The 16,451-nt window shown below is 67.5% G+C and carries 14 protein-coding genes; 2 read left to right on the forward strand and 12 right to left on the reverse strand.

The features are described 5' to 3' along the window. Positions 1-17: 17 nt before the first annotated feature. The 5 genes from frr to ACSDR0_RS18455 form a co-directional block, all read right to left on the reverse strand. A complete protein-coding gene (gene frr, locus ACSDR0_RS18435; protein WP_435290057.1) occupies positions 18-575 on the reverse strand; it encodes a ribosome recycling factor in 558 nt (185 codons plus the stop codon). Between the two features lie 264 nt (positions 576-839). Further along, positions 840-1,607, reverse strand: coding sequence for a UMP kinase (pyrH, locus tag ACSDR0_RS18440; RefSeq protein ID WP_386160956.1), 768 nt, complete (start codon positions 1,605-1,607; stop codon positions 840-842). 50 nt (positions 1,608-1,657) lie between these two features. Further along, positions 1,658-2,491, reverse strand: coding sequence for a translation elongation factor Ts (gene tsf, locus ACSDR0_RS18445; RefSeq protein WP_435290058.1), 834 nt, complete (start codon positions 2,489-2,491; stop codon positions 1,658-1,660). 108 nt (positions 2,492-2,599) lie between these two features. After that, on the reverse strand, positions 2,600-3,553 hold the full coding sequence (gene rpsB / locus ACSDR0_RS18450; RefSeq protein WP_435290059.1) for a 30S ribosomal protein S2: 954 nt from the start codon (positions 3,551-3,553) through the stop codon (positions 2,600-2,602). A gap of 228 nt (positions 3,554-3,781) precedes the next feature. Then, positions 3,782-4,390 (reverse strand): ArsR/SmtB family transcription factor, encoded by a 609-nt coding sequence (locus ACSDR0_RS18455; RefSeq protein ID WP_435290060.1) that lies wholly within the window; start codon positions 4,388-4,390, stop codon positions 3,782-3,784. A gap of 126 nt (positions 4,391-4,516) precedes the next feature. Here ACSDR0_RS18455 and ACSDR0_RS18460 point away from each other — a divergent pair, with 126 nt between their 5' ends. Next, positions 4,517-5,773, forward strand: a complete 1,257-nt coding sequence (locus ACSDR0_RS18460) for an MFS transporter (RefSeq protein ID WP_435290061.1) — start codon at positions 4,517-4,519, stop codon at positions 5,771-5,773. A 270-nt stretch (positions 5,774-6,043) separates the two neighbouring features. Here ACSDR0_RS18460 and ACSDR0_RS18465 read toward each other — a convergent pair whose 3' ends face one another. Next, complete coding sequence (locus ACSDR0_RS18465; RefSeq protein WP_435290062.1) at positions 6,044-7,411, reverse strand: CoA transferase; 1,368 nt, start codon at positions 7,409-7,411, stop codon at positions 6,044-6,046. A 143-nt stretch (positions 7,412-7,554) separates the two neighbouring features. Between ACSDR0_RS18465 and ACSDR0_RS18470 the strand changes: the two genes are divergently transcribed. Then, positions 7,555-8,196 carry a murein hydrolase activator EnvC family protein gene (locus ACSDR0_RS18470; RefSeq protein ID WP_435290063.1) on the forward strand — a complete coding sequence of 214 codons (642 nt, stop codon included), beginning with the start codon at positions 7,555-7,557 and terminating at the stop codon, positions 8,194-8,196. A 106-nt stretch (positions 8,197-8,302) separates the two neighbouring features. Here ACSDR0_RS18470 and ACSDR0_RS18475 read toward each other — a convergent pair whose 3' ends face one another. The 6 genes from ACSDR0_RS18475 to ACSDR0_RS18500 all read right to left on the reverse strand — a co-directional run bounded on the left by ACSDR0_RS18475 (position 8,303) and on the right by ACSDR0_RS18500 (position 16,399). Next, positions 8,303-8,836 carry a DNA-processing protein DprA gene (locus ACSDR0_RS18475; RefSeq protein WP_435290064.1) on the reverse strand — a complete coding sequence of 178 codons (534 nt, stop codon included), beginning with the start codon at positions 8,834-8,836 and terminating at the stop codon, positions 8,303-8,305. Between the two features lie 461 nt (positions 8,837-9,297). Beyond that, entirely contained in the window at positions 9,298-10,050 is a 753-nt protein-coding gene (locus ACSDR0_RS18480) for a hypothetical protein (RefSeq protein WP_435290065.1), read from the reverse strand. Between the two features lie 533 nt (positions 10,051-10,583). Then, positions 10,584-10,970: a hypothetical protein gene (locus tag ACSDR0_RS18485; RefSeq protein ID WP_435290066.1), complete on the reverse strand. Its 387-nt coding sequence runs from the start codon at positions 10,968-10,970 to the stop codon at positions 10,584-10,586. 73 nt (positions 10,971-11,043) lie between these two features. Continuing rightward, entirely contained in the window at positions 11,044-13,164 is a 2,121-nt protein-coding gene (locus ACSDR0_RS18490) for a hypothetical protein (RefSeq protein ID WP_435290067.1), read from the reverse strand. Between the two features lie 53 nt (positions 13,165-13,217). After that, positions 13,218-15,077, reverse strand: a complete 1,860-nt coding sequence (locus tag ACSDR0_RS18495) for a hypothetical protein (protein ID WP_435290068.1) — start codon at positions 15,075-15,077, stop codon at positions 13,218-13,220. Next, positions 15,074-16,399 carry an integrase gene (locus ACSDR0_RS18500; RefSeq protein ID WP_435290069.1) on the reverse strand — a complete coding sequence of 442 codons (1,326 nt, stop codon included), beginning with the start codon at positions 16,397-16,399 and terminating at the stop codon, positions 15,074-15,076. Before ACSDR0_RS18500 ends, ACSDR0_RS18495 begins: the two co-directional genes overlap by 4 nt. Between the last annotated feature and the right edge of the window lie 52 nt (positions 16,400-16,451).

The following is a 16,451-nucleotide window of genomic DNA, read 5'->3' on the forward strand; positions in this document are numbered from 1 at the left end:
GGGACAAGGATCATGGCTCAGACCTCAAGCAGCTCGGATTCCTTGTGCTTGAGCAGCTCATCGATCTTGGCGACATGCTTCTGGGTGAGATCGTCGAGCTCCTTCTCGGCCCGGCGCACCTCATCCTCACCGGCCTCGCCATCCTTGATCAGCTTGTCCAAGGTCTCCTTGGCGTTGCGACGGATGTTACGAATGGAGACCTTGGAGTGCTCCGCCTTGTTCCGAGCGACCTTGATGTACTCCTTGCGGCGCTCCTCCGACAGCTCGGGGAAGGCCACGCGGATCACCACTCCGTCGTTACCGGGGTTCACACCGAGGTCCGAGTTGCGGATCGCCTTCTCGATCGCGGCCATCGAGCTCTTGTCGAAAGGCTGGATGATGACCATGCGTGCCTCGGGCACGTGGAACGAGGCGAGTTGCTGAATGGGGGTGGGCGTCCCGTAGTACTCAGCGCTGATCTTGTTGAACATCGACGGGGTGATACGACCTGTGCGGATGCCCGCGAAGTCGTCCTTCGCCACCGACACGGCCTTGTCCATCTTTTCCTCGGCTTCGAGGAGAGTTTCGTCGATCACAGCGGCTCCCTGTCTTCTCGGTCACTCCCCATCCTCACGTACTTCGCGGGACGCCATCACGCGGAAGGTCCACCGGACCGCCACGGTCGCGTACCGCTCAGCTCGCTACGTCAGGTTCGCACCCTGTCTTCTCGGTCACGCGCCCCTCCTCACTCGCTTCGCGGGACGCTCCTACCTCGCGTACCACTCCACTCGCTACGTCGGGCTCGCTCCCGTTGCCGTACCGGCCCCGTCACCGTGCCGGCCTGTTGCCATGCCGGCCCGTTAGCGCGCCGGACTCACCAGCGTGCCGATCTTCTCACCGCGTACCGCCCGCAGGATGTTGCCCTCACCCATGAGATCGAAGACCACGATGGGAAGGCTGTTGTCCATGCACAGGCTGATGGCGGTGGCGTCCATGACCCCGAGGCCACGGGTCAGCACCTCACCATATTCGAGATGGTCGAACCGGACGGCGTCGGGGTTCTTGCGGGGGTCGGCGTCATAGACGCCGTCCACCTGGGTGCCCTTGAGCAGCGCCTCGGCGCCGATCTCCAGCGCTCGCTGCGCGGCGCAGGTGTCGGTGGAGAAGAACGGCGAGCCGAGCCCCGCCCCGAAGATGACCACGCGGCCCTTCTCCAGGTGACGGATGGCGCGGCGGGGCAGGAACGGCTCGGCGACCTGCTGCATGGTGATCGCCGTCTGGACGCGGGTGTCTATACCCCGCTTCTCCAGGAAGTCCTGGAGCGCCAGGCAGTTGATGACCGTGCCGAGCATGCCCATGTAGTCAGCCCTCGCGCGGTCCATGCCGCGCTCGGACAGGGCCGCGCCCCGGAACATGTTGCCACCGCCCACGACGACCGAGACCTGCACGCCACCGCGGACGGCCTCGGCGATCGAGTCGGCGAGGTGGCCCACGACGCCCGGGTCGATGCCCAGCGGCTCGCCACCGGCGAACGCCTCGCCGGACAACTTCAACATCACCCGCTTCCAGCGAAGCGGGTCCGAATACGAAGAAACCGCCGGCGTAGCGGGTCCTGGGTTCTCCTGCACGGCGGCGGCCTCCTCGTTTGATGCTCTGCTTGAAGAGCGGATGTCAGGGATTAGGCCTGGCCGACCTTGAAGCGGACGAAGGCCTGGACCTTGACACCATTCTCGTCCGCGAACTTCGCGACCGACTTCTTGTTGTCCTTGACGAAGGACTGGTCAAGGAGGGTGAAGTCCTTGTACCAGCCGTTGATCCGGCCATCAACGATCTTGCCGATGGCGGCCTCGGGCTTGCCCTCCTCGCGGGTCATCTCCTCGAAGAGCGCGCGCTCCTTCTCGACGACGTCGGCCGGGACCTCGGCGGGGCTGAGGTACTTCGGGGCCATCGCGGCGGCGTGCTGCGCGATGTCCTTGGCGACGTCGGCGTTCGGGGAGTCGAGCTGCACGAGGACGCCGACCGCCGGGGGAAGCTGGGGGTCGGTCTTGTGCATGTAGGCGCCGATGAAGCCGCCTTCGAGCACGGCGAACCTGCGGATCTCGATCTTCTCGCCGAGCGCGGCGTTGGCCTCGTCGAGGTGCGCCTTGACGCTCTTGCCGGCGAGCTCGGAGTCGAGCAGCGAGGGCACGTCGGAGGGCTTGGTGGCCAGGATGTGGTCGACCACCTGGCCCGCGAGCTCCTGGAAACGCTCGCCCTTGGCGACGAAGTCGGTCTCGCAGTTGAGCTCCAGCAGCGCGGCGGCGGAGTCGCCCTCCTGCTTCAGGGCGACCAGGCCGTTGGAGGCGGTGCGGGCCTCACGCTTGCCGACGTCCTTGGCGCCCTTGAGGCGCAGGATCTCGACCGCGCGGTCGAAATCGCCCTCGGAAGACTCAAGAGCCTTCTTGCAGTCCATCATGCCGGCGGCGGTCAGCTCACGAAGCCGCTTGACGTCGGCCATGTTCACGGAAGCCATTGTCTTTTCCTCGTGGGAATCGTCGTGGATCGGGTGGGTGCCCCAACTGAGCGGCACCCACCCGGAAGGGTCTTGCGGGTCGTACGGCCGGGGGCCGTACGGAGTGAACTAGGCCTGCTTCTCGGTGGGCTCGGCCTCGGCGGCGGGAGCCTCGGCGGCCTCGGCCGGAGCCTCCGCGGTCTCGACCTCGGCGGTCTCGGCGGGGGCCTCCGTCGCCTCGACCTCGGCGACCTCGGCAGCCTCGGCGGTCTCGGCCTCGGCGGCCGGGGCGGTCTCGGCGCCGCCCGCGAGCAGCTCCTGCTCCCACTCGGCCAGCGGCTCGGCGCCACCGGCGACGGCCGGCTTGTCGTCCCCGCGGTTGGCACCGGCGCGGGCCATGAGACCGGCGGCGACGGCGTCGGCGACGACGCGGGTCAGCAGGCCGACGGCGCGGATGGCGTCGTCGTTACCCGGAATCGGGTAGTCGACCTCGTCGGGGTCGCAGTTGGTGTCGAGAATGGCCACGACCGGGATGTGAAGCTTGCGAGCCTCGCTGATTCCGATGTGCTCCTTCTTGGTGTCGACGACCCACACCGCGCTCGGGATCCGGGACATGTCCCGGATGCCGCCGAGGGTGCGCTCGAGCTTCTCCTTCTCGCGGCGGCGCATGAGGAGCTCCTTCTTCGTGAGCCCAGAGGCGGCCACGTTGTCGAAGTCGAGCTCCTCCAGCTCCTTCAGGCGCTGGAGCCTCTTGTGCACGGTCGAGAAGTTGGTGAGCATGCCACCCAGCCAGCGCTGGTTGACGTACGGCATGCCGACACGGGCGGCCTGCTCGGCGATGGCCTCCTGGGCCTGCTTCTTCGTGCCGATGAACATGATCGTGCCGCCGTGCGCGACGGTCTCCTTGACGAAGTCGTAGGCCCTGTCGATGAAGGCCAGCGACTTCTGAAGGTCGATGATGTAGATGCCGTTGCGCTCGGTGAAGATGAAGCGCTTCATCTTCGGGTTCCAGCGACGGGTCTGGTGGCCGAAGTGAACGCCGCTTTCCAGCAGCTGTCGCATGGTGACGACGGGGGTGGACATTGATTGTCCTCCAGATCGGGGCGCCCATCTCTGGGCGCTGTTCTCGGTTGATACGCGACAGCCTGCGGCTGTCGCCCTGATGCCCCGAACCGGATCCAGCCGGGCTCTCGCCCGGACCGAGGGACCCCGGTTCTTGACGGGGCATGCGAAGTCGGCCCATGACTCACAGGCCACCAAAAGTGTACCCGCAACCGCGCCTCTTCCCGACCTTCGGGCGTCAAGCGACCTTTACGCGTCGCGTGGAAGGCCGTGCGGCCGGCGCCGGACGCGAGGGAAGAGGCTGACCTGCGCCTCGGAGACCCGGGCCCCGGGCGGGGCGTCCCCCTGGTCCCTGACGGTGGTCTTGTAGGGGGCGAGCATCTCGTCGATCCGCTCGCTCAGCGCCTTCAGCTCCTCGGCGTCGACCAGCAGGATGGCGCGGCTGAACAGCGCGGCCTCACGCCACTCGCGTGACTCCCGCTCAAGGTTCTCCATCGCCCTGTCCACCTCGTCCGCCGCCTGTTCCCGGAACGCCTTGATCAGGAACTCCTTGGCGCTGCGCACGTCCGGACGGTCGTCCGGATCGGGGCTGACGCTGAAACCCACGGCACTGGAGCGCCACAGGCGCTCCCTGCCGTCACCGCGCGCGGGCGCGTCCTCGACGAAGCCGTACTTGGCGAGCATGCGCAGGTGGTAGCTGGCCGCACTGGGCGTGACCCCGACGACCTCGGCGACCTCGGTCGCGGTGCAGGGCCCCTCGGCCTGGAGCCGGTTCAGGATCGCGAGCCGCGCGGGGTGCGCCAGCGCGCGCATCGCCGTGGGATCGGTGAGGGACTTGCGCCTCGGTACCTCGGTCATGTGCAGACCGTACCCCTCCACATATGAAGCATTGCCTTCATAACTATGAAGGGTTATCTTCACAGTTATGAAGTGTTCCCTTCATAGTCTCCGGAAGCCGGAGAGGGACGGATACCCGTGATCGCCGTGACCCCAGCGCCCCCCGCGACCGATCCGGTGCCCCTCAGGAGGCAGCGCGACTATCGGCTCCTGCTCTCCGCCCGCGCCGTCACCGAGACCGGCACCGAGGTCTCCCGGCTGGCGGTGCCGCTGACCGCCGCCGTCCTGCTCGGCGCGTCACCGGCCCAGATGGGCGTGCTCACCGCCGCGACCTCGCTGCCCTATCTGCTGATCGGGCTCCAGGCGGGTGCCCTCGCCGACCGATTGCGGCGGCACCGGCCGGTCATGGTCGCCTGCGACGTGGTCTCGGCCGTCGCCATGGCCACGATCCCGGCCGCCTGGATCACCGGACTGCTCAGCGTGCCGTGGCTGATCGCGGTGGCGTTCGTCGTCGGCGCCTGCTCGGTGATCTTCCGAGCGGCGAACTTCCCGCACCTGATCACCGTGGTCCACGAGAGCCAGCGGACCGAGGCGCTCGCGGGCTTCCAGTCGGCCTTCGCCGTGGCGAGCGTCGCCGGGCCGGGCCTCGCCGGACTGCTCGTCCAGCTGATCACGGCGCCGTTCGCGATCCTGGTCGACGCGATGTCGTTCCTGGCCTCGGCCTTCCTGATCAGGTCGATCAAGGCGCCGGAGAATCACACGCCGGCTCCCCCTCGCGGCATGTGGGCCGAGATCCGGGAGGGCCTGGGCACGGTGGCCCGGCACCCGACGCTCCGCGCGCTCTGCGGTGCCGGGATCACGATCAACTTCTTCGGCAGCGTCTACATGGCACTGTTCGTGATCTACGCGCTCAACGTGGTCGGCCTGCCCGCGGGACTGGTCGGCGCCATCACCGCCTTCTTCGGCGTCGGCGGCCTGCTCGGCGCGGCCCTCGTCCCGCGCCTGACCAGGCGGTACGGCGAGAACCGGATACTGGCCTGCTCCGTGCTGCTCTTCCCCTTCGACTTCGTGATCGCCGCGCTCGCCTCGGGACCGGTGTGGCGCAGCTTCCTGCTCCTGTCCGCCAGCGCGATGGCCTCCGGCATGGCCGTCGTGGCCTTCTCCGTCTGCATGGGCGCCATCACGTTGCGCGAGACCCCCGCCGAGCTACGCGGCCGGGTCAACGCCACGCAGTCCTTCATGGTCCAGGGCATCCTCACCCTCGGCGGTCTCGCGGGCGGCCTGGCCGGCGAGTTGCTCGGGCTGCGCCCGGTGTTCTGGATCTCCGCGGCCGGGGCCCTGGCCACGATCGCGTGGATCTGGCTCTCCCCTCTGCGCCGCCCCTCCGCCCCCCGCCCCCGATGACTCCGCGGACCGCCCCCACGGGCATGTCCACGCCACGAGTACGCCGCCACCGCGGATACGTACGCCACGGCGAGGCCTCTTGAGGGAGCCGTTCGCCCGGGAGGCCGCTCGCAGGAGAGCGTTCCCGGGAGGTTGTTCGCAGGAGACCGTTTCCGGGGGCCGTGCGCGGGAGGGCGCCCACAGGAGACCGTTTCCGGGAAGCTGTTCGCGGGAGACTGTTCCCGGAAGGCTGTTCGCGGGAAGCCTGCGCGGGGAGACCGTGGAACGCCTTCACCACCAAGCGGGCGGATGCTCGCCCCTCCGCGGAGGCGGGCTCGACCAGTACGGCGACACGCCGTCGACGGTGCCGGGCGGCCGGAGGTAGGTCAGGCGTCCGAAGGAGCTGTCCATCTCCTCGACCATGTCGGTGACGTCAGGCTCCGGCGTGGCCGCCCCGTCGACCCGGCCGAGGCCGTCCAGCCATCGCGCGGTCCCCGCCAGGGTGAGCTCCACCCGCCAGGATCCCCCCTCGGCGGCTCCGCGGAGCAGGGCGGCCATCGCGCCGAAAGCCGCCAGGTAGCCGGTGGCGTGGTCGAGGACCTGGGCGGGCAGCGGGTGCGGCCGCGATCCGTCGCCGCCCTCGTGGGCGATACCGCACACCATCTGCACCAAGCTGTCGAACCCGTGTCCGCCCGCCCACGGCCCTCGCCTCCCGTACGCCGAGATGTCGACGCACACGATTCCCGGCCTGATCTCCGCCAGCCGCCGGGGGCCGAACCCCAGAGCTTCGAGAGCCCCCGGCCGGTAGGACTGCACGAACACGTCAGCCCCCGCCACCAGGTCGCGCAGCGCGGCACTCCCGGCCGGAGTCCTCAGGTCGAGATGACAGGACCGCTTGCCGAACGCGGTGCCGACCACCAGCCCCGGCACCTCGGGAAGGTGCCCGGCGCCCACCCTGAGCACCTGGGCCCCGTGGGCGGCGAGCGTGCGGGTCGCCACCGGCCCGGCGATCACCCTGGTCAGGTCGAGCACCCGCACCCCGTCAAGCGCCCGCCCTTCCCCGCCTTTCGAAGCGCCCCTCCTCCCACCGCCGAGGTCACCGATCCGGGTCAGGTGGACGAGCCGTGACGCGGCGACCGCTCGCGACTGCGGGTGCCCACGCCATCCGGCGCGGTCGCGCATGGCCGCCGCGCATCCTCCCGCGGCCGTCACCGCCTCCTCGATCTCGACGGCGGTACGGCCCGCGCAGGCGCGTTCGACGGCCTCCCTGCCCGTACCGGCGGGCAGTCCCAGCGCCGCGAGGGCCGCGTCACGGTGATGGTCGAAGTTGCAGTGCAGCCGGACCCAGCCGTCGGCGGTGCGGTAGTCGCCGGAGAGGGGGGCCCACAGATCCATGGCGGCTCCGTCGATCCTGAAATGGCGCTCGTCCAGGAAGGCGATCGCCGCCTCCCGCACGTCCACCGCGGCCTGGCTCCCACCTCCACCGAGCGCCGCGGCCGCCGCGGTGGCGGCCCCGACGGCGATGGCGGCGGCGGTGCCCACGCGAAAAACCGAGGGCAGCACCGGATCGTCCCCGCTCACCCGGACCGGCGGCAACTCGACGCCCGCCTCGGCGGCCAGCCTGCGAACACCCTCTTCGACCACGCGATCCCCGCTCACACGACGTACTGGGACTCATCCACCCGTACCAGATCCCGGGACCGGCCCCTCGTTCCCCATCCTCAGGCCAATCCCCGGCCGCCTATCCACAGAATCCCATTCGGCCCATGTCCGCTCCACCGTCAATCTTCATGCTTACAGGCATGAAGTCCGTTCACACCGTGGGGCTACGAGCTCTGCTGTGCTCACTGGTCCTGGCCACACCGGCGGCAACGGGTGCCCATCGCGCGACCGCCCTCGCGCACCCCAGCGGCGCAACCGGCCGCGCCTACGGCGTGACGGCTCCCGTGACCACCCCCGGGAGTGGGCCCAGGAGTGCACCCGGCCAGGTGGGGACGACGCGCCCGGCCGTGGCCCCCGCCCCCTCCCCTGCCTGGGAATGGCCACTCGCCGGGCGGCCGCGCGTGCTCAGGGGCTTCGCACCACCGGCGCAACCGTGGCTGGCCGGTCATCGGGGCACCGACCTCTCCGCGCCTCCTGGAGCCGAGATCCGCGCCGCGGGAGCGGGAACGGTCGGCTACGCCGGACTACTCGCGGGCCGGGGCGTGGTGACCGTGCTCCATCCCAATGGCCTGCGGACGACCTACCTGCCCGTCCAGCCCTCTGTGCGGCGCGGGCAGGTGGTGGTCACCGGTGAGGTGATCGGCACCCTCCAGGACGTCCCGGGGCACTGCCCCGCCACCTGCCTGCACTGGGGCCTGCTCCGCGACCGCGCCTATCTCGACCCTCTGCTCCTCCTCGGCCACGGCCAGGTCCGCCTGCTTCCCCTATGGCCCGCTCCATGACCCTGCGGCCTGCTCCGAACCCGTGAGCTCGATCTCCGAAGGTCCCGCGAACCGAGGCCGCCCCCAGAGGAACCCGCGAAAGGCTCGAGAAGGGCCCGGGAAGGGACTATCCGCCGGGAGGGCGGTCGGGACGGAGGCGCCATCCCCGGGAGACCCGTTCGACGTAGCCGGCTGCGGCGAGACCTCCGAGGCAGGAGAGCACGGTCTCCAGATCGACGCCCGCGGCGACGGCTATCGTCGCGGGGCCCACGCCGATCCGGGTGGGCATGGCCTCGACGACCTTCCGGGTTTCCGGGTCGAGCCGGTCGCGCGGAAGCACCGGGCCGCGCGGCTCGGGGGCCAGGTCGGTGCCCATCGTTCCGGCGAGCTCGATCACCTCCTCGGGGCCGGTGACGCAGGTGGCCTTGCCCTGGCGGATCAGCCGATGGCACCCCGCCGAGAACTCCGAGGTCACCGGGCCCGGCATCGCGGCCAGATGGCGGTTGAGCGCGATCGCGTGCCCGGCGGTGTTGAGCGCCCCGCTGCGCACGGCCGCCTCGACGACCACGGTGCCCCTGGACAGGGCCGCGATGAGGCGGTTTCTGATGAGAAACCTCGGCCGGGTCGGGTGGGCGCCCATGGGGCACTCGCTGACCAGCACCCCCGCGACCGGATCGCGGCGAACAACTGCTCGTGCGCGCTGGGGTAGGCGACATCGGCGCCGCAGGCGAGCACGGCGACGGTCGGCCCCTCGCAGGCGAGGGCACCCCGGTGGGCGGCCCCGTCGATGCCGTAGGTTCTCTGGCCGCTTCAGAACTGTTGTTGCGAGGCTGGCAGGACCGGTGCGGAAGATCTCAGCGTGACGGGATCAGCGTCTCAAGAGACTGATGCTGGCCCCGGATTCCTAGCATTAGATGGCCATCTCGTTGATAAGCATTGCGCAACGCTCGAGCCATTATTCGAGCTCACGCTTGTCCTTAAAATTATTTCGCAGGTCGGCGCGGAAGCGAATGTTCTCGCTTTCAGCGATTCGAAGAGCCGGTTATCGAGCGCCTCAGGTCATGTTGGTCTGCTGAATTTTCAGTGTTGGCGCTATGCGGGATGGACCGATGGTTTTGAATCTCAACTCGGAGGTGATGATCCGGCCGCTGGGTCTGCGCTGTCATCATCCGAGCCGACGAGGTAAGCACGCAGAGTTTCGAGAGTGAGCCGATGGGACTCGAGAGTCTCGAACAGTTGGTCACGTTCGTGTTCTGGAGCAAGTACTGCGATGAGTGTCCTCAGCACTGCCTGATGGGGCGGAGCGGCCCGGCCAGTGAACAAGTTGTTGAGCGTGCTGTAACTGACTGATCCCTCTGGGCTAACTTCCTGCATCTGTTTCGCCATCTGACGATGGGAAGGGCGGCCTGCCTCCTCCCTCAAGTTGTTCAAAGCCTGCGTGAACGTGGCCATTTCAGAGTGGTAGGCGGCCCGAATCCCGGCTGTCTGCGAGACGTGGCTGTCTCCGACCCGGCCAAGGTGAATGGCCATGGGCTTCACATAGGCGAGCCGATGCTCCTGGCTGATCCACTTGGACTTGTGCGAGAGGGCTCGGCGTTGGAGTTCGAGTTGAGTTTCGACAGCGCTGCGTCTGCTCATCCACTCGCCCTGGTCACCGCCCCAGGCAGCGACTAGGGCAGCCAGGACATCCCGGTTGGGCAGGCGGGCTCCACGCATGACGGCGAAAAGCGTCGATCGAGCGATTTTCTCTCGATCGCTGATCTGATCGATGCTGAGGGCCCGACCGCCTGCCTGATCACGTAAGTGCCGCAGTTCCAGGGCGAACGCGGCTAGTGGCCCCGACTGGGGGTCGAGTGGTGTTGGTCTGCGGGGCATCGCTCCTCCTCGACCTTCATCCGAAGTGCGCGGAAATGCTCGTGTTGTACTCGCATTGTCTCATAGCTCTTGAACAGCTGCCAGGAAGCGGAAGGCTTGGTCACGCCGGGCCCGGCGTCCTTCGTTGTCGAGAGAGAAGAGCGAGATCATGTGTGTAGCCGATCCCCAGGCGAAGGGTGACGAGCGGCTGCCGCTGCGGTGGGCCGTTATCCTCCTGACCACGGTCGGCGCTGGAGCCGTCGCTGGGCTGCTAGCCGGCCCGTTGGCCGCGATCGGGACAGTGATCGCAGTACTGGGCCTTCTGGCAGTGATCGTCGGCCACTGAGCTCCATCGTCGCACCAGACCATCCGGGTCACGTAATGACGCGTTCTGTCGACTTGGCGTGCATCTTTCACTGTTGGGTCGGCAGAACACGGATGTGGGCGGATCTGCACTTGCCTGGCCCCTTGCGAAGGTCGTCGTTTTCGATGGTGAGGGCGTTGTTTGCGGGCGAAAACTTCATCCTCTGGCGGAGAGTCTCAGCGTGATGAGGTCAACGCCTCAGAGGGGTGATGTTGGCTCCATGTTCCTTGCAGGAGATGGCCAGCTCGTTGATGACCATCGCGTAGAGCTTGAGCCGTTGTTCAAGCTCTCGTTTTTCCTCATGCGCCTTTCGCAGCTTGGCCTGAAGGCGAATGTTCTCGGCTTCCAGAGATTGAAAGGCAGGCGGCAGTTTGGCGTGCTCTTTCGCCTGTTGCTGAAAGTCGGCCATGAGGTCTTGGTGCTTGTGGGTGAGCACCCATCGCTTGATGCCAGCCTCGACGGCGAGCTGGGTGACGCTCAGTGCGCCGGTGGAGCGGATGGGTTCACCAGCGAGTAGCCGTCGGGCGGCAGCCTTGATCGCCTCCCGTTCGGCCTCGTTGGTCTCACGTGTGGGCATGGATGCTCTCCCAAAGTGGAGTGGATCGGGATGCCTGTTTCGGCCGTCTCGTGGTTCGAGTCCGCAGCGGGGCCTATCTGGTTGGGGGGTGCTGCCGACTTCGCTCGTGGTCGGTGACGAGGCATTCCAGCCGTTCCAGTTCGTGTTGTTCTCGTTGGTGGCGGAAGGTGGGTGCGAGTGCATCGGCGACGATCACTCGGAGTTCGGTGATCTTCTGCTTGATCTCGTCGATGTCGCCGTCCGTGCGGGCGATGTTGCCGCAGCGAGGACGGCAGTCGTCGAGATCAGGGGTGGAACGGGCGTTGTCTTCCTCGACCTTCATCTGGCAGAGCGCCTTGTCCGGGTCTGGAACACATGTCATGCCCAGGCCCTGAACGATCTGGATGTCAGGGTTGCCCAGCAGGTCCCGTGCCTCGCGGGACGTGCGTAGCACGCGGCCGCTGAACTTGGTAGCGCCCAGCTGAACCCGCTGTTTGTAGGCGTCCGCAGCCGGACCGCTGACGTGTTCCCCGGCCTGGAGTCGCTGGTCAGCCTCGACCAGTTGCTCGATGCGGTGGAGCCATTGCTCGAAGGCAAGTTCGTCGGGGAACCCGGAGTCGTAGGTGCCGCTGTAGCCGAGGGTCATCTTGACGTGGACGTGCCCATATTGGATCGCGGTGGCGACCAGGCCGCGGGGCTTGCGCGCGATGAACCAGGCCAGGGTGCGGCGGAACCGGCCGATGGTGATGGGGCGGTTGTGGCGGTCAGCAGGTATGGCCTCGGGCAGGCCGTATTGAGCGCAGTAGTCGTTGACCCAGGCGATCAGCTGGGTGATGTCCATCTTGATCATGGAGCCGTCGCGGGCCAGGCCGGTTCTCTGTCCGAGGACCGTTTCGCCGACGTTGCCTTCGGTGTTGAGAGTCGTGGGGAAGAGGATGTCGTAGTCGTGGAGCTGCTCCAGCACGCCGATGGCGGTGGCGACCGGTTCGATGACGGTCCAGGGATCGGGGCGGATCTCGCCTTCGGCCTTGGTGTTGCCGTCCTGGTCCACCACGCCTTTGCTGTGGTGTCCGGTGATCAACCACAGGTCGTTGGTCGCGTCGAACGTGGCGCATCCGCGGCGCAGGTTCAGCATCTCGCCGGCGCGCATCCCGGATAGGTAGGCGATGACGACGAAGCACGCGACCGACAGCAGGCGCGCCAGAACCGGCGCCTCGTGATAGCTGATCAAGGTGGAACGCCAGGGCCGCCCCTGCAGCGTCCCGGTGACCGGCTGATAGAGGTAGGCCGCCTCGCCGATCGGAAGGCCACTGGCTTCGATGATGCGGTGGTAGCCCTCGACGTAGCGCATGTTCGCGGTGGTGTTGAGCAGGCGGCTCAGGTGCGGATAGTTCACGCTGAGGCTTCCGTCGGGCTGACGGCGGCCGGGCAGCGGGAAGCCCTTGACCTTGAGGTGGGAGAGCAACGCTTCCAACTGCTGCTTCGTCAGTTCGTGCTGGTGTTGGGTGCTGCCGTAACGGGCTGGGGAGGTGCCTCGCGCGCGGCGAGCTCTGGGGGTGCGGGCACTCAGCGTGACGAACTCGTGATAGGCGCGGGTGATGTCGTCGGCGAAGCACTCGACGAACCGCAGTGACCACAACAGCAACGCTTCCATCGTGTCCGGGCTGATGCGGTGCGTCCGGTTGGTCATGTGCTGGGTGCGGCGGCCGACCAGGTCCTGAACCTTCTCACCGTGCCAAGGCGGCCACTCGGGAAGGCGCGCCTCGGCCAGGAGCGCGTCGCGCCGTGACCAATACCAGCGAACACCGCCCAGCAGGTCCATCCGCTGATCCAGGTTGAACTCCTCGTTCGCGTTGACGTGCTCCAAGTAGAGGTCCAGGTCCTCCTGCGTGACGTCGGCGAACCGTTCAACGCCGCGGACCTGCAGCCAGATCGCGAACTCGCGGACGTGGCGGACGATGACCACCACGGTGCGGATCGCAGGTCGATCGACGGGCATCCTGAAAGCTCGGCGCTGCGGCCCTCGATCGTTGATCAACAACCAGGCGAAGTGCTTGATGTGCAGGCGAAAGCGCTTCGGAACCTTGTCGAAGGTCACCGTGCTGACTCTGGCGTTCAGGTCATGCAACGCGGGCGTGAGGTTCCAGCGGTCATCGGCGAAGACCGACAGATGGCGTTCCTGAACTTCCGGCCGAAGTGGGCGGTTGACCAGCACCGCAGTGTCTGGGCCAGGCAGGCTGGCAGCGCGCCGACGTGGTTGGGGGGAAGTCATCGAACGTCCAGTTCCCTGTTCAGGAGCCGCTGGGCCAAAGCCCGCTGGTCCGGCGTGATCGAGACGCGGGCCTGCTCGATCATCGCGTCCGGGTAGTGGCGCAGGAGATCATCCAGTTGCGCGAGGGGGCCGGCGAACCTTTCGGCCCAGCGCAGCGGGGTCATCGTCGGCTTGCGCACCAGCATCTCGTCGCGGACCGCGACTTGGATCGGCAGATGGGTGGGCAGGGCGCGGGCGCAGCGGCAGCTCAGACACAGCATGAACGAGGCCTCGCAGGGCCTGCCCGGGGCGGTGAAGGAACCGTTCAGGTGGTCAACGCAGGCGCCGAGCACGGTATCCAGCTCGCCGGCCAGGACACGCCGCAAAGTCACCACGTCCATGTCGAAGCGCTTGGCGATCAGCTTGGGATCCTCGACGGCAGCACGAACGTCGCCGGTGCTCAGCAACCTCATCCGCTCCAGTGTCCGGGCCTTGCGGACTTGTTCGCGCTGAGTCTTGGCCACCACCTTCCTGTACTCGACAAGATCGCCTCTGCTGCGGACCAGATACTCGTTGGCCAAGGTGGCCTCGGTGTGCGCGACTGGCCGTTGGTGGCGTTCCAGCCAGGTCAACCGCAGCCGATCGCAATCGACCGGCAGGCCCAGGCTGCGCCCCCAATCGAACGTGGCGTTCTTCGGCAACCCCATGCGCCAGCCGCGACCGCGGCCCTTGCCGCCACTAGAGGCCCAAGGGACAAACAATCGATCCGTCCCCGCCTGGCCCCGGCCGAAGTCCATCAGCTCGACCAGCAGCACGTAGAGCCCAAACGGGGTGGTCAGCTCGCCTCGGCGCCGAGCAGGCGTCGTGGCCGGCGGGCCCGCGATCCAGGGAGGCAGGTCACTCCAGGGCGCGGTCATGCTCGACTTGCGCGCTCCGCGCCGGGGCTTGACCAGATCCACCAGCACCGAAGCGGTCCGTCCGGCATACCCGTCCGGCCGGTGAAACAGCGCGGGTGCGGTCGCGATGGTCGTCAGGTTCTCCCCCGTCAAGCAGATCAACAGCACGGCCGCCGCAGCGGCCTCATGGACAGTCATGCCGAGCTGGGCCATCACCACCCGAGGACCACCATGGCGACCGACGACCCTCTTCGTTGTGTGCCCCTGCAGCTTCGCGGTCGGCCCCGGGATGCGGCGCGGAACATCACCGTGCTGGTCGACGTAGTCCAGTAGCCAGCCGCGCTCCCAGGCCAGAACGTCATCTTTGCTGATCTTGCCCTCACGCCATCGATGGAGAAAAGCGCGGCCCTCGCGCAGCCGCGCCGCCGCGGCGCGAACCTCCGCTCGGGCCGTCTCCTGGATCTTCTTCAACTCCTGCTTGGTGTAGAGAACCGTGGGATCATCACGCTTGCGGGGAGTTCTCATCCCGTCCAGGTGGATCAGGAACTCTGCCGGGGCGCCCTCACCGACTCGCAGGGCGCTGCGGACACAGCCCAACTCGCGTGACCACCCATTGCTGTCGCGGCGGCCGAGCGCGTAGCCGTCCAGGTGAACCGGCCGCAACCCCGCCGACGTCTTGGGCGGGTGCCGTAACTGGCCCAGGTAGCGAGCGAAACGCCGCATCCCCTGGAAGGTCGTATCCGCTGAGGCCATGCGCCGCTTGGACCCGCCAGGACCGGTGGCTTTCAAAAATGCCTCGGCGAACCACAGCCGCAACTGTGGCGCGACGGGGAAGGTAGCGAAGTCGAAGTCTCGGTGCGTGCCGTCGATCTCCGAGAAGAACCGCACCACCATCGCCTCACCGTCCGCGTCGTGAAACAGCCGCTGCGGCGGGCGGTAGTCGGCCGGCGGCAGCGAGGCGCTGCGGCCCCGGCCGCTCATCCCTCGCCCCGTCGCGGATCGGTGCGGACATAGGGATGGTGGGCGAACATCTCCCCCAGCAGATCCGCCACCGCGCTTCCTCGGGTGTGCTCCAGAAGCACGATGACATCCAACGCCCGAAATGGTTCCAAATATGTGTTCTTGGTCGTGGTGACGTCGACGTGCCCCAGCATGGTCTGCACCAGATGCCACACCTCGCCGAACTGCTCACGAAAGTCGCGCAGCTCCTCATCACTGAGGTGGGCGTAGCGCAGCTCGTAGGACAGGCGGCCGGCCGAATACCAGCGCAGCGCGAACGAGTGCCGCAGCATATGCGGGGTGGCCACCAATCCTTCCAGCCCTGCGCGTCCCAGCCGATCGTTGGCGCGCTCGAAGGTCTTCTCCCAAGCATCAGCTGGTCGCGCCAGCCCGTCCTCGTTCAACCACACGGCCAACGGCTCCAGGCCACCAGGCGTGCGCCGAAACAACCGCAGACGCGCCCGCGGGTCCAGCTCATCCAGCCAAATCAGATGGCGCTCTCCGCTTGAGGCATCCACCAGCTCCAGCTCGCCCGCATGGGTCATCCCTTCCAAGACGCGCACCCCGGTCAGCCGCTCGTAGCGGCCACTGCGCCGGGCTCGCCGTATCGCGGCCGCGCGGGCGCCCTCCATGTAGGACAACACGTCGGCCAGCACCCTCCGAGGCATCCAGTAGAGCCGCCCGCGGTTGCCCTTGGCGCATTTGCTGGCCAGGTAGCACGTGGAGTAGCTGCGATCAGCGTCGTCGGCGGGTAGTTCGACGTTCAGCACGCTGGCCCACTCGCTCAGGCGCAGGCCGGTCCCGTAAAGGCCATCGGCGAACGCCGAATCCCGCTGGGTGTTGCGGCCCCGCCACTTCGGGTCCTCCAACCCGTCGATGTCGAACCCGCGCAACCCCATGTCGCGCCAGCGCTGGTAGCCGCTGGGATCCAGCCACTTGACGTCCTTGTCGCGGATGATGTGCGGGCCGGCTCGGATCCGCCGTACCTCCTGGTCGAACTGCCTGCCCCTGACCAGCTCCGTGGACACCGGGTTGTTCACCCCGTATCGGGGCTCGGCCCACGTGTAGAACACGTGCATCGCGATCAGGTTGCCGTGGACGGTGCCGCCGGTGACGCGTCGTTCGTTCGCCGGGTCGGTCAAGCGCCAGAACACGAACTCTTCGACGTCGTCCTCGATCGCTTCCCACCAGGGACGGCCGATCCGATCAAGGAACGTCAGCCATATGCCCAGAGCCGTGATGTACTTCTTGGCCGTCGTGTCGGCCCGATTTCTTATCTTCGCCGAGCTGAAGAAGGCATTCACGCGCGCATCTGGATGGCCTCTTGGATCAAGCAGGAACCATTTCCCATGCCGT

It is taken from the genome of Streptosporangium sp. G11 (genome assembly GCF_051192615.1).
In the GTDB taxonomy this organism is placed as follows: domain Bacteria; phylum Actinomycetota; class Actinomycetes; order Streptosporangiales; family Streptosporangiaceae; genus Streptosporangium.

Coding starts and splice junctions, on each gene's coding strand:
- ACSDR0_RS18470 (WP_435290063.1), top strand. CDS start 7,555: ATGAAGTCCGTTCACACCGTGGGGCTACGAGCTCTGCTGTGCTCACTG.
- ACSDR0_RS18480 (WP_435290065.1), bottom strand. CDS start 10,050: ATGCCCCGCAGACCAACACCACTCGACCCCCAGTCGGGGCCACTAGCC.
- ACSDR0_RS18455 (WP_435290060.1), bottom strand. CDS start 4,390: ATGACCGAGGTACCGAGGCGCAAGTCCCTCACCGATCCCACGGCGATG.
- rpsB (WP_435290059.1), bottom strand. CDS start 3,553: ATGTCCACCCCCGTCGTCACCATGCGACAGCTGCTGGAAAGCGGCGTT.
- ACSDR0_RS18495 (WP_435290068.1), bottom strand. CDS start 15,077: ATGAGCGGCCGGGGCCGCAGCGCCTCGCTGCCGCCGGCCGACTACCGC.
- ACSDR0_RS18485 (WP_435290066.1), bottom strand. CDS start 10,970: ATGCCCACACGTGAGACCAACGAGGCCGAACGGGAGGCGATCAAGGCT.
- tsf (WP_435290058.1), bottom strand. CDS start 2,491: ATGGCTTCCGTGAACATGGCCGACGTCAAGCGGCTTCGTGAGCTGACC.